This is a genomic window from Pseudomonas sp. 9_2_1 (assembly GCF_059295275.1).
Window position 1 is genome coordinate 1,328,444 of sequence record NZ_CM181239.1, and the last position, 12,689, is coordinate 1,341,132.

12 protein-coding genes are annotated in these 12,689 nt (G+C 66.1%); 1 reads left to right on the top strand and 11 read right to left on the bottom strand.

From position 1 onward, the window contains the following. The first annotated feature begins 6 nt into the window (after positions 1–6). A complete protein-coding gene (gene pcaQ / locus AC5O5I_RS05990) occupies positions 7–939 on the top strand; it encodes a pca operon transcription factor PcaQ (RefSeq protein WP_172286190.1) in 933 nt (310 codons plus the stop codon). On the opposite strand, the gene AC5O5I_RS05995 is transcribed toward pcaQ, so the two are convergent. The 11 genes from AC5O5I_RS05995 to AC5O5I_RS06045 form a co-directional block, all read right to left on the bottom strand. Further along, positions 930–2,276 (bottom strand): TolC family outer membrane protein, encoded by a 1,347-nt coding sequence (locus AC5O5I_RS05995; protein WP_494512215.1) that lies wholly within the window; start codon positions 2,274–2,276, stop codon positions 930–932. The two genes, pcaQ and AC5O5I_RS05995, sit on opposite strands and share 10 nt — an antisense overlap. Beyond that, positions 2,246–3,817 carry a DHA2 family efflux MFS transporter permease subunit gene (locus AC5O5I_RS06000; RefSeq protein ID WP_494512216.1) on the bottom strand — a complete coding sequence of 524 codons (1,572 nt, stop codon included), beginning with the start codon at positions 3,815–3,817 and terminating at the stop codon, positions 2,246–2,248. The genes AC5O5I_RS05995 and AC5O5I_RS06000 overlap by 31 nt, the downstream gene beginning before the upstream one ends. After that, positions 3,814–4,878, bottom strand: a complete 1,065-nt coding sequence (locus AC5O5I_RS06005; RefSeq protein WP_172229455.1) for an HlyD family secretion protein — start codon at positions 4,876–4,878, stop codon at positions 3,814–3,816. The genes AC5O5I_RS06000 and AC5O5I_RS06005 overlap by 4 nt, the downstream gene beginning before the upstream one ends. A 73-nt stretch (positions 4,879–4,951) precedes the next feature. After that, positions 4,952–5,752, bottom strand: coding sequence for a DUF3050 domain-containing protein (locus tag AC5O5I_RS06010; RefSeq protein WP_172229453.1), 801 nt, complete (start codon positions 5,750–5,752; stop codon positions 4,952–4,954). Between the two features lie 41 nt (positions 5,753–5,793). Next, the gene (locus AC5O5I_RS06015; RefSeq protein ID WP_172229451.1) at positions 5,794–6,765 is read right to left on the bottom strand and encodes a fatty acid desaturase; all 972 of its coding nucleotides are present in this window, start codon (positions 6,763–6,765) and stop codon (positions 5,794–5,796) included. A 10-nt stretch (positions 6,766–6,775) separates the two neighbouring features. Next, positions 6,776–7,603, bottom strand: coding sequence for an SDR family NAD(P)-dependent oxidoreductase (locus tag AC5O5I_RS06020; protein WP_172229449.1), 828 nt, complete (start codon positions 7,601–7,603; stop codon positions 6,776–6,778). Beyond that, positions 7,600–8,745, bottom strand: coding sequence for an acyl-CoA dehydrogenase family protein (locus tag AC5O5I_RS06025; protein ID WP_494512217.1), 1,146 nt, complete (start codon positions 8,743–8,745; stop codon positions 7,600–7,602). The genes AC5O5I_RS06020 and AC5O5I_RS06025 overlap by 4 nt, the downstream gene beginning before the upstream one ends. 4 nt (positions 8,746–8,749) lie before the next feature. Next, positions 8,750–9,193, bottom strand: a complete 444-nt coding sequence (locus AC5O5I_RS06030; protein WP_172233569.1) for a type II toxin-antitoxin system RatA family toxin — start codon at positions 9,191–9,193, stop codon at positions 8,750–8,752. A gap of 9 nt (positions 9,194–9,202) precedes the next feature. Then, a complete protein-coding gene (locus AC5O5I_RS06035; protein WP_172286187.1) occupies positions 9,203–10,459 on the bottom strand; it encodes an aspartate aminotransferase family protein in 1,257 nt (418 codons plus the stop codon). A 3-nt stretch (positions 10,460–10,462) separates the two neighbouring features. Then, positions 10,463–11,536 carry an SDR family oxidoreductase gene (locus tag AC5O5I_RS06040; RefSeq protein ID WP_172286186.1) on the bottom strand — a complete coding sequence of 358 codons (1,074 nt, stop codon included), beginning with the start codon at positions 11,534–11,536 and terminating at the stop codon, positions 10,463–10,465. A gap of 204 nt (positions 11,537–11,740) precedes the next feature. Next, positions 11,741–12,478 (bottom strand): AraC family transcriptional regulator, encoded by a 738-nt coding sequence (locus AC5O5I_RS06045; protein WP_172231593.1) that lies wholly within the window; start codon positions 12,476–12,478, stop codon positions 11,741–11,743. Positions 12,479–12,689 lie beyond the last annotated feature (211 nt).

The window sequence follows — 12,689 nt, forward strand, 5'->3', positions numbered from 1 at the left end:
GCCAGCATGAACCTCGACACCCGCATCAAGTACCGCCACCTGCTGTGCTTCCTGGAGATTGCCCGGCAGGGCAGCCTGGCCAGGGCGGCCGACAGCCTGGCAATCAGCCAGCCGGCCATCTCGAAAACCCTCAAGGAGCTCGAAGCGCTGCTGGAAACGCGACTGTTTTCACGCAGCCGCCAAGGTGTGGAACTGACCCCCGCCGGTACGCGTTTCATGCGTTATGCCGGCCCCAGCGTGCAGGCCCTGCGCGACGGTGTCAGCAGCCTGCGGGGTGAAGCGCGGGCGCCGTCGCAGGTGCGCATTGGCGTGCTCTCCACCGTCGAAGGCCTGCTGATGCCCGAGGTGCTGTGCCGCCTGCACCAGCGCCATGAAGCGCTGGTGATCAGCGTGGTCACCGGGGTCAGCGCACAACTGCTCGGCCAGCTGCGCCTGGGCGAGCTGGAACTGGTGGTCGGGCGCATGACCGACAGCCCGCAAATCCAGGGCCTGTCGTTCGAGCACTTGTACAGCGAATCGATGAGCCTGGTGGTGCGGCCCGGCCACCCGCTCTTGGCCAGCTCGCCGGTAGAGCGCACCCAGGTAGGCCGCTACCCGCTGGTGCTGCCGCCTGCGGGCACCACCATCCGCCAGCACGCCGACAGCCTGTTCGTGCAGTGCGCCATCCAGATGCCGGCGCAGCGCCTGGAAACCCTGTCACTGGCCCTGAGCCGGCGCTACCTGCTGGGCAGCGATGCGCTGTGGGTTGCACCGCGCGATGCGGTGCTGCTCGACCTGCGCCGTGGCGACCTGATCGAGCTCGACCTGGGTGTGCGCGAGCCCGGCGGCTCGGTGGGCATCTGCCGCAATGCCGCCTTGCCGCAGAGCCTGCCGGGGCAGTGGATGTGCGAGGTGCTGCGCGAGGTGGCGGGGCAGTACCGTGAAGGTGCCTACCCTTGAACCCGCGCCGTGAGCAGGGCGCTGAGGGCCTTGAGGTTGTCGTCGCCGAGGCTGCCGCTGGCCGCCATCAGCCGTAGCTGTGCCTGCAGGATTGCGTAGCGCTGACGCGCCAGTTGCAGCTGGGTGCGGGTGACCTGCTGTTCGGCATCCAGCACATCGCTGCTGATCCGCGCACCGGCCTCGAAGGCATGGGTGGTAATGCGCAGGTCACTCTGGCTGGAACGCAAGGCCTGTTTCAGCGCCTGGTACTGGCTGATGCCGCCGGTCAGGTTCAGGTAGGCCTGGCGGGCCATGAAGTCGGCCTCGCGCCGGGCATCTTCCAGTTCGTCCTCGGCGGCGCCCTGCAGGGCACGCGCCTCGCGGGTGCGGCTTTGGGTGCCGCCACCGGCATACAGCGGCACGCTGAGTTGCACGCCGACCACGGTCTGGGTGTATTTCTCCTCGGGTACGGTGACGTCGTAGAGGCTGCCACCCACCGAGGCAAAGCGGCCATGTGCGGCCACCAGGTCGAGGGTTGGCAAGTGGCCGGCCTGTTGCTTGTGCACTTCCTGTTCGGCGATAAGCTGGCGTACTTCGGCGGCCTGCACCTTCAGGTTGTGCTGGCGCGCCTGTTCGGTCCAGGCATCCAGGCGGGCCGGTTGCGGGCCACTGAACGCCACCTGCTCATCCAGCCTGGCCAGCTCGCCCGGCGTGCTGCCGGTCAGCCGGGCCAACGCCTGTTGATTCAGGCGCAGGGCATTGCCGGCAGCTATCTGTTCGGCCTGCGCCAGGTCGTAGCGGGCCTGGATGCGCTGCACCTCGTTCTCGGTGCCCGAGCCCTCGCGACGAAAACGCTGCGCCTTGTCCAGTTGCTGGCCGAGGGTGTGTACCTGTTGGCGGCTGGTCGCCAACTGGTCTTCGGCCAGCAGCAGTTCGAAGTAGCTGTCGGCCACGCGCAGCATCAGGTCCTGGCGGGCGGCGAGCAAGTCGATCTCGCCGGCTGTGGCCAGGGCCTTGCCCTGTTCATGGCCAATCACGTTCTGCCAGCGCAGCAGCGGCTGGATCAATACCAGCGCGTAGGCATTGGAGTTGTCCCGGTTGCGTCGGGCGGCCCCACTGTGTTCGCGGTCGACCCAGGCTGCGCCGCTTTCCAGTGAAAGGTGCGGCAGCAGGCTGGCCAGCCCTTGCGGGGCCTTTTGCGCAGCCGCCAGCTGGCGTTGCTGGGCGGCGGCATAGGCCATGTCATGCCCCAGCGCCTGCTGGTAGGTCTGGTACAGGTCGCGGGCCTGAACAGGGCTGGCGCAGATCAGCGACAGCACCAGCACGGCTAGGCGGAGGGGTGTGCATTGTCCGAACACGTCACGGACTCCTTTGCAAGTGAGGGCTTGGGTTGGCGGGGGTTGCGCATCAGCAGCACCATGGGCACGCCGATCAGCATCACCGCGCCAAGCAGGCCGAAGAGCGTGCTGAAACCGAGCATCTGCGCCTGCTCCCGGGCCTGGACGAAGGCCAGCAGGGCGTTGGCCTGGTCGGCGCCGAGCAGGTCGGTGGACAGCCGCCGCGGGTCAAGGCTGGCCAGGTCCCAGCCACTGGCGAGCAGGCGGTTTTCGTCGACATGCTCGGCGAGCTGGCGGTAACGCGCCCAGGAGAAGCGCGTGAGCAGGGTGGCGGCGATGGCGATACCGACGCTGCCACCCAGCTGGCGCATCAGGTTGAGCACGCCGGAGCCCACCGAGATCAGCTGTGCCGGCAGTTGGCGCATGGCCAGGTTGGTCAGTGGCACGAAGATCATGCCCAGGCCGAAACCACGGATGATCAGCGGCCAGTACAACGTGTCGGGGTTGCTTTGCAGGGTGAACTGGGTGTGCAGGTACATGGCATAGCCGTAGACCAGGATGCCTACGCAAATGAAGTAACGCTCATCAATGCGGTTTTCCTGCGACAGCTTGCCGATCACCAGGGTGCTGACAGCGCTGGCCAAGGCCCCGGGGAAGATCACCAGGCCGCTCTGATAGGCGCTTTGTTCGAGCAGCGTCTGCAACAGCAGCGGTACCATGAACAGCGTGCTGTACAGGCCGAAGCCGACGCAGAAGGCACAGACCGAACCCAGCAGGAATTCGCGGTTGTTGAACAGCGCCAGGTTGACGATGGGGTTGGCGACCCGTCGTTCCCAGTAGCAGAAGCCCAGTAGGCCAAGCAGTGCCAGGGCCAGGCACAACAGGCTCAGGTCCGACTCCAGCCAGTCCCAGTGCTCGCCCCGTTCCAGCAGGATCTGCAAGCTGCCGACACCCACCGCGAGCAGTACGAAACCCAGGTAGTCGATGCTTTGCGGGCGCCGTTCGTTGGGCGAGTCGTTCACGCACAGCCAGGCCAGCAGCAGCGCCAGCGCGCCGATGGGCAGGTTGATGAGGAAAATCCAGTGCCAGGAGAACTCGTCGATCAGGTAGCCGCCCACCGAAGGGCCGAGGGTGGGCCCCATCATTACCCCGACCCCGTACAAGGCCAGGCCCGAGCTGACCTTTTCCTTGGGGAACACGTCATAGATGATCGCCTGCGAGATGCCCAGCAGGCCGCCGCCGGCCAAACCCTGCACCACCCGCCACAACACCATCTGCCACAGCTCCTGGGACATGGCGCAACCGAGCGACGCCAGCACGAACAGCGCCGACGACACCAGGTAATAGCGGCGCCGGCCAAACCACGCCGACAGCCAGCCGCTGGCTGGCAGGATCACCACGTTGGCGACGATATAGCCGGTCGAGACCCAGGAGATCTCGTCCACCGAAGCCCCCAGGCTACCCATCAGGCTGGGAATGGCGACGTTGACGATGGTCACGTCGAGCAATTCCATCATCGAGATCAAGGTGACGGTCACCGCCACCAGCCAGGGCGACTTCATAGGGGCTGCCCGCTGTCGCGGGTATCAACCTCGACGAACACACTCATGCCCTGGCCCAGCGCCTGCTGCATGGACGTGGGCAGCTCGCGGAACTCGATTCGCGCCTGCATGCGCTGCACCACCTTGGTGAAGTTGCCGGTGGCGTTTTCCTGCGGCAGTAGCGAGAAGCGCGCCCCGGTGGCCGGCACCAGGCTGTGCACCACACCTTCGAAGTGCTGCCCCGGAAAGGCGTCGACGCTGATGCGCGCCGGTTGGCCGACGCGGACACGGCCGATCTGGGTTTCCTTGAAGTTGGCCACCACCCACATGTGCTCGGTGCTGACCAGGCTCAGCAGCTTTTGCCCGGCGACCACGAACTGCCCTGGCTGCACATCCTTGTGCACGATCACCCCGCCGCGCGGCGAAGCCTGCCGGGTGTCCTGCAGCTCGATGCGGGCCAGCGCCAGTGCCGATTCGGCGGCCTTGATCCGGTACTCCTCCACTTTCAGTGCCGCCTCGTTGGCCAGGGTGCCTTCGCGGGCGGCGGTGGAGTTGTCGCGGGCTGCCTGCAACTGGTGGTTCAGGGCGTTGAAGCGCGCCCGTGCGGCTTCCAGGTCCTGGGTGCTGACCACCCCTTGCCCGGCCAGGCGTTGCGTGCGCTGGTAGTCGCTGCGGGCCTGCTCGACATTGGCCACCAGTTGCCCGATGGTGGCTTGCGCCGCCTGGCTGCGTGCCGCCGCACTGCGGACCTGGCTGTCCATCAGGCCAGGCATGCCGCCTTGCCCGGTGGTCACCAGCGCACCCAGGTAGTTGGCCCGGGCCTGTTCGACCCGTTGCTGGTATTCGTCCTCACGCACCTGGAACAGCAGGTCGCCTTGCTTCACCCGCGTGTTCTCGTGCACCGGCACCTGCACCACCACGCCGCTGAGCCTGGCCCGGATGGGAATGATCACGCCTTCCACTTCGGCGTTGTCGGTGCTGACGTACTGCCGTGCGTATTGCCAGCGTTGCACGCCCAATGCTGCCAGGCCTGCGATGACCAGCGCCGATACCGCCAGCTTGGCGTATTTGCCTTTCACCATGTCACACGCTCTCGTCCTTGTCGTTGTAGGCCATTACCCCTTGCTCGCGGTGGGCGCAGGCAAGGGGCAGTACTCAGCTGGCGGCGGCCACGCAGTTGCCCTGCGCGATAGCGGTGGCGCGTTGGTGCAGCAGCTCGAGCACGCCGTCCCACAGCACGGTGCGGGCCACCAGCGCGTCGCCAGCGCTTTTGGCCAGGGCCATTTGCTGCGCGGGCTCGCTGACGATCTCGGCGATGATGCGCTTGGCCGCCGGGCCGTGATCGTCTCCGTCCATCTCGATATGGCGCTTGAGGTAGTAGGTGAGCATCGGCACGCTGGCTTCATCGATGGCCCAGCGCTGCAGCAGGCCGCCGAACATGTCGGGGATGATGTCTTCGCGGCCGAAGAAGAAGTACGCCAACACCTGCTCGGTCGAGCCATGCAGGGCAACATCGAGGGTCTTGCTGACGAACACCTTGGCCGGCAGCGGAATATCGACGGTGGTCAACGCCTGGGCCAGCGGCACGCCGGCCTGCAGCAGGGCCTGGAACTGGCGGAACGGCCCGGTGTCGGCGCCGATCTCGTCCATGGCGGCCAGGTACAGGTCCAGGTGGCTGATGAAGCCGCCGGCAGGGTGCTCGTCGGTCTCCTCGCCGGTGACGATCTCGTTGATCAGCCGCGCGGCAATGATGTGCCGTGGCGGCAACCACGGTAGCGTCACGCAGGTCAGGTCGCGCTGGATGCGCTTGAGCAGGGTCATGAAGTCCCACACCGCAAAGACGTGGTTCTCCATCAGCAGGCGTACGTCGTCCAGCGAGCTGATACGGGCGAACAGCGGGTGTGCCAGCAGGGTGCGGCGTTCGTTTTCAATCAATGCATCTACGTCAAAAGACATACTCGGCTCCATGAGTGTGAGGGGTGTGCAGCGGGCGCGGGTCATTGCCCGCTGCGGCCAGGCGGTGGCATTGCTTGCCAGGCGCCGGCATAGGGGAAACGTGCCTTGCAGTAGCGCAGGGCGCCGAAGAAACGCGGTTCGAGCAGCGCCTGGCGGCCGTCGTACCAACCGCTGGCGAGCAGTTGGCGATGCAGGCGTGGCAGGCGCCAGCACGGCACCCGCGGGTACAGGTGGTGCTCCAGGTGATAGTTCGAGCCCAGGTGCAGCAGGGTGCTGAGCCACGCTGTGCGCGAGCGGGCCACCGGCAGTGCAACGCTGGCCTCGAAGGCATGCTCCTGGTAGGCGTTGAGGGCGGACACCAGCAGCGCCAGCAGCAGGCACCCGGCCACGGCGGGCAGCAGCACCGGCCACTGCGCTGCCAGCGCCAGCCACAGTGCCGGCCACAACAGCTGGCAGGCGAGGTTGGCCCTGGCCAGCAGGCGCACCTGGGTGTCCGGCAAAGGCAGCGTGCCGCTGACCTTGGCACCAGGCAGGGCCAGGCGCACGGTCTGCACCAGGTACCACCCGGTGGCATGCAGGCGCGACACCAGCAGCCGGGTGACGGCCAGACGATAACGCCGCAGCAGGCGCCAGTCCGGGTCCTTGGGGCCGCCGTTGTGGCGATGGTGCTGCCAATGGTCGACGAAGTAGCCGGTGACGCAGAAGCCGGTCAGCATCGAGCTCAGCAGCACTGCCAGCAGGCAGCTGAACAGGCGGTTGTCGCTGAGGTTGAAGTGGAAACCCTCGTGGCCCAGGATGCCCATCAGGAACAGACCGTAGCCCGCCGGCAGCAGCAGCGGCAAAGCCAGCGGCCATGCCTGCGGAGCCTGGTCGACAATCGCCACCAGTAGCGCCAGCGGTACGGCGAACAGCAGCAACGCATAGCCGACCACCAGGGTGGTTTCCAGGGCGGACGGCGTCAGCAGGCTGCGCGCCGGGCGTAGCGTGGGCTTGTCCAGTGCCAGTTGCGTCATCGGCCCGGCCTCAGTCGATCAGTTCGGGCTTGAGCGACAGCTGGCCCGCCTTGCTCAGGCTGCGCAGGCGCAGGCTGATGAAGGCGTCGACCAGGCTCGGCATCCAACGGGCGGTGTACATGGCCACGCTGCCGAGGAAGGTCAGGCCGCGGTTGCGCAGGCCCGCCTGGGTGCAGGCGCGGACCAGGCCATTGCTGGCGTCATCAAGCTTTTCCTCCAGCGACAGCAGCACCCGCTCGCCACGTTTGAAGCTGACCAGGCGCTTGACCGACAGGCCGACCCGCTCGGCCGGGTCGTGGATGGCCGTGTCGATGAAACCGGGGAACACCGTGACCACGTCGAGCTGGCCTGGGTACTGCATGCGCAGTACGTCCGAATAAGCGCTCATGGCCCGCTTGCTGGTGGCGTAGGCGGCCACATAGGGCGCGTTCACCAGGGCAAACAGCGACGATACGTTGACCACCTTGCCGTGCTTGCGCAGCAGCGCCGGCAGCAAGCGCGAGGTCAGCTGCCAAGGGGCCAGCAGGTTCACTTCGAGGGCGCGGCGCACGTCATCGTTCACCCCCGTCTCGCCACGCTCCAGGGTCAGCACCCCGGCATTGTTGACCAGGATATCGATGTCGCCGAAGCGCTCCAGAATCGAGGTGGCCGCTTCGTCCAGGCGTTCGCGGTCGCACAGGTCGAGCAGGTAGTAGGCGTCGAAATTCAGCGCGGTGTGCGGTTCGAGCTGGTCGATGCCGATCACGGTAGCGCCCTGGCGCTTGAGCTTGCGTGCGGTTTCCAGGCCCAGGCCGCGTGCTGCGCCGGTGATGACGACGATCTTGTTGAGCAGTTTCACAGGGTGACTCCATTGGCAATGCTGAAGGTGGCGCCTTGCAGGTAGCGGTCAAGGTTGGCGGTCATGCTGAAACGCCCGGGTGGGTGGAACTGCAGGCCGCGGGTGCTGGCCAGCCAGTCGCAGCCCAGGTTCGAGCGGATGAAGGCCAGGCCGCCGAGCATCTGGTGGGCCAGGTCGGAGGCGCTGGCCAGTTGTTGCTCGATGCCGTAGCGGGTCAGCAGCAGGCGCGCCAGCAGGTCATCGGCGTCGCCTTGCAGCTGCTCCACTTCCTGCGCCAGGCCTTCCAGGGCGCTCAGGCACAGTTGCAGTTGGCAGGCCAGCTGCACACGCTGCTGGTCGCTCCAGCGGCGCTCGTCGACCGCGCGCTCCACCAGGCCCATGCAGGCGCCCAGGTAGCTGGCGCTGATCAGCAGCTCGAACCAGACGAAGCCGATGGTCTGCACATCGCCCAGCTGCGACTTGAGGCCGGCGGAAAAAATCATCTTGTCGCTGACGTACACATCCTCCAGTCGCAGCTCCAGGCTCTGTGCCCCGGCCAAGGCGCTGTTGCCCCAGAACGGGTGGTGGCTGATGCCCGGTGCGGTCGCCGGGATCATCGCGATCATCAGTTCTTCGCCATGCTCGCCGGCGCGGCTGAAGCTGGCCGTGAGCAGGTCCATCGAGGTGCTCAGGCTGCACGGTTGCTTGCTGCCACTCAGGCGCACGCCGTCTGCCAGTTGCACGGCTTCCATGCCGGCATCGAGAATGCCGCCACCGGGCACGCCTTCAGCAAAGCCCGAAGCCAGCAGCAGGCGCTGCCGGGCGATGGCCGACAACAGCAGGCCTTCGGCGCCTGCGCCCTGGGCCACCACGGCGACCAGACTGGCCACGGAAAACTGATGCATGGTGCTGGCCACGGCCAGCGAAGGCGACAGGGCACCGAGGGCCAGCTGCACGTGCAGCGCTTCGCGGGCGCTGGCACCCAGGCCCCCGCTGGCCTTGGGCACCAGCAGGGCAACCGGGCCGGTATGCTTGAACCAGTCCACCACCGGGCTGCCTGCAGCCTCGCGCTGTTCGAACGGCAATTCGCTCAGCAGGTTGGCAAAGCCTGGGGCAAAGCGTTGCAGGGTGTGCCTGGCGTTTTGCAGGAGTGACAAGGGCATGGCATCAATCCTTGATCTGGCTGTTCGGGAACAGGCCATGGATGATGGCGCTGATGTTGTCGCGGATCGCTTGCCGGGCAACCGGGTCGAGCATGTCGGCAAGCATCGGCAAGCCCAGGTCGAAGCAGGAGCGGAAGGCGATGCTGGCGCCTTCGGCGGTTTCGCTAACTTGCCACGAGCCGGAAAAGTGGTCGATGTCGCCCGCGGTCTGGCGAAAATGGATATGCAGGTTGGCGGGGTCGAAGACATCGCGCTCCTGCCATTTGAGGATGCCGCTGTGGAAGTTCACCTCCCAGTTGCTCAGCACCTCGTGCTCGTGGATCGACTCGATCTCGATGTTGCGCACCGATTCGCACAACTGCGGGTACACGCTGAAGTTGCTGATGGCGGCGTAGACCTGTTCGGCGCTCTGGCTGGGAACATGGGCGTTCAGGCTGACTTCTTTCATTACGGTGTCCTATTCGAAGGTGCGGGCAATGGCCCGGGCAAAGCCGCCCAGCAGCCACTCAACGTCGCTGTCGCTGTACAGGGCTGGCGGGGTCAGGCGGATTACCCGGTGATCGTTGAGCGAATGGTTGACCACGATGCGTTGGTCGATCAGGTGCATGACCATGTTTGCCGCCAGCCCCGCATCGGCGAACTCCAGGCCCAGCAACAGGCCGGCGCAGCGCAGCTGCACCTGGCTGCCGCAGGGGTGCTGGCGCAGTAGCGTCTGCAGGCCCAGTTGCAGGCGTTGCCCCAGGGCCTCGGCACGCGCCACCAGTTGCTCGCGTTGCATCACTTCGAGGGTGGCCATGACCGCGGCCATGGCCAGTGGGTTGGCGCCGAAGGTGGAGGTGTGCATCAGCGGGTTGCGGTTCAGCGGCGCCTGCATGTCGGCGGTGCAGACCATGGCGCTGACCGGCACGCAACCGCCGGAAAGGCTTTTGCCGACCAGCAGAATGTCGGGCACCACGCCCTCATGCTCGCAAGCCCACCAGCGCCCGGTCCGGCCCATGCCAGACTGGATTTCATCGGCAATCAGTACTGCACCGTATTGGTCGCACAGCGCGCGCACCTGCTGCAGGTAGCCGGCCGGGGGTACGATCACCCCGGCTTCGGCCTGTACCGGTTCGAGGATCACGCAGGCTCGCTCAGGCTGTGCCTGCAGTTGCAGGCGCAGCGCCTCGGCATCACCGAATGGTATGAAGTGGCTGTCACCCAGGCGCTCGCTGAACGGTGAGCGATACAGCGCCCTGCCGGTCACAGCCAGCGCGCCTAGCGTCTTGCCGTGGTAGCCACCGTGGGTCGAGATCACCCGCTGGCAGCCGTTGAGCCAGGCCAGCTTCAACGCCGCCTCGGTGGCTTCGGTGCCGGAGTTGCAGAAGAACACGTATTGCAGCGGGGGTGGGCATACCGCTGCCAGGGCCGCAGCAGCCTGGGCCTGGAACGGGTTGAGCATGAGCTTGCTGGCCATCGGGTGGCTGTGCAGCTGCCGGCTCACCCGCTCGACCACCTGCGGGTGTGAATGCCCGAGCAGGAACACGCCGTAGCCGCCGGCATCCAGGTAGCGGTTGCCGTCCATGTCGAACAGGTAGACACCTTCGCCACTCACCTCGATGGGCAGGTTCATCATCGACGCCAGGCGCGCATAGCCGGCGTTGACGTGGTCGCGGTACTGCGCGCGCACACGTTCGGCATCAAGCCCTTGGGGCAGGGGGATGAAACTGTTCATCGGTCAGGCCTCCAGGGCCGGTTCGGCGCGGCGCTCGGCCGCTGCCGGAATCTTCAGCATGCGTTGCATGGCCGAGAGCTTGGGCGACAGCCGCGCCAGGGTCAGGGCCAGTTCCTGGCGTGGCGAGCGGCAGGCCAGGTGGCGGGCAGGCAGCAGTTGCTCCAGCGAGCTGGGCAGCGGCTGCAGCAGGCTGGCGTAGCGGCACAGCTGGGTCGCCCGGCCGAGGGCGGCGCGGATATTCTCTTCAAGGGCCGGCAGGAACACCGGACGCACCAGGCGTTCGTAGATATCCGGGTTCATGCAGCGCGGGCGCTGGAAGGGCTTGCCCTGGTCTTGCATTTGCGCGCACATCAGGTCGAGCAGGGTGCGAATGTCCAGTGCCTGCGGGCCGTTGGTAAGGAAGTAGTCGTCACCGATCAGGCGCTGGTCCAGGGCGCTGGCAATGCCGGCTGCCGCGACATCACGGGCGATCACATCCACGCGTCCGTCTTCCGGGCAGGGGATGATCGGCAGGTAGCCTGACATCATCAGCCCCATGGTCAGGTGAAAGCCCTGCAGGGTCGGCATGTGGCCGCTGTGGCTGTCGCCGATGATGATCGACGGGCGGAAGATCGAAACCGGTACGCCGGCCTCACGCACCAGGCTTTCGGCCTGGCGCTTGACCACTTCGTATGGCGTCGAGGGCATTACCCCGGGGTGGTAGTCACAGGGGTGGGTGAAGGCGGTGCTGACGTGGTACAGCGGCACGTCGGCGTCGCGGACAAACTCCAGCACCTGCTCGGTGCCTTGGTAGTTGACCGAGAACACGGCTTCGGCGTGGCCGTCCAGGCGGGTGATGGCTGCGCAGTGGATGACCCAGTCGACGCGCTTGGTCAGCGCCAGGTAGTCCGCGCTGGACAGGCCCAGGCGCGGTTGGCATATATCACCGCGCAGGGTCTCGACCCCGGGGTGGCTGATGCTGCTACGGCGGGTCAGGCACACCAGGTGATAACGCTCGGCCAACTGGTCGATCAACGTATCGCCCAGCACGCCGGCACCGCCGGTGAGAAAAACAGTCAGCCGCGAGGGTCCTGACATGGGCTAGCACTCCTTGCTTACTAGGTGGGTGAAGTGGCATGTGCCATGGCGCCCGTCTGCCTGGCAGCCGCAAGGGGGCCAAGGATCGGAACGATTAAAAAAGCCGACCTGTGCGCCTGTATTTCACGGGCGGCGGCCGGCAAGCGGCCCTGCGCCTGGAGGTGGAGACCCCGGGTGGCGCGGGCTGGAGGGGATGATGGCGATTTAGAACTGCTGATTCTTGAATGAATCGCTTGTATTGCGCAGCACGGCTGCAACGCGGCTCGGCGACATGCCGACCATGCGCCGCATCATGCGGGTGAGGTGAGCCTGGTCAGCAAAGCCGCCGGCCATGGCGGCATCGCTGAGGCTGGCGTCGTGGGCGAGGGCGTGGCAGGCACGTTCGAGTTTGCGCCAGATGATCCACTGCGACAGTGGCACGCCCATCTGGCGGGTGGCGAAGAAGCGCAGGCGCGGGCTGGACAGGCCCACCGCGCTGGCCGCGCGCGACACCGCGCCGATACCGGCCCAGTCTTCGCGCAGCAGGTGCAGGGCGTTGGACAGGCGTGGGTCGAAGCTTTCCGGGGGGACCAGCTTGAGTTCCAGAGCGGCGACCACATCATGGAAGTTGGCGGCCTGACGCACGCAATCGACGATGTCGGCGCTCACCGCAGCCTTGCCGCTCTCGTCGAGCAAGGCTTTCAGCGCACGCCCCAGTGGTGCGTCGGGATAGAAATAGAGGAAGGCGACCCGGCCAGGGTTGGGCAGCGAACGGTGGTTGACCGAGGGGCCGATCAATACCCCTGGGGCAGTGACCACCTCTTCGCCGAACTCCACCGTGATGTCCAGACTCAAGCCGATGCACAGCTGGATGGCAACGTGGGCATGGGCAGCGGTCTGGTCAGTCTGGCCGGTGTAGCCCAGCCAGTAATCACCGAAGGTTACTGCGCCATCCCATCTCATTGTGCATCCCTGAAGCCCGTTCTAGATAGCCTGGCCGCGCCCGGGCCAGTATCCTGAAAGCGGCAGATGATAGCGTTATGGTATATCTTGGTCGATACAAAGCGTAACGAACTATCTTTTGCGTTAATTAGGGCTGTGGGGCAGGGCTGGCAGAGGTGGAACTAATCAGGCTTTTCCTGCTCTTATGCCGGTAGCCATGGGTTGGGGACGC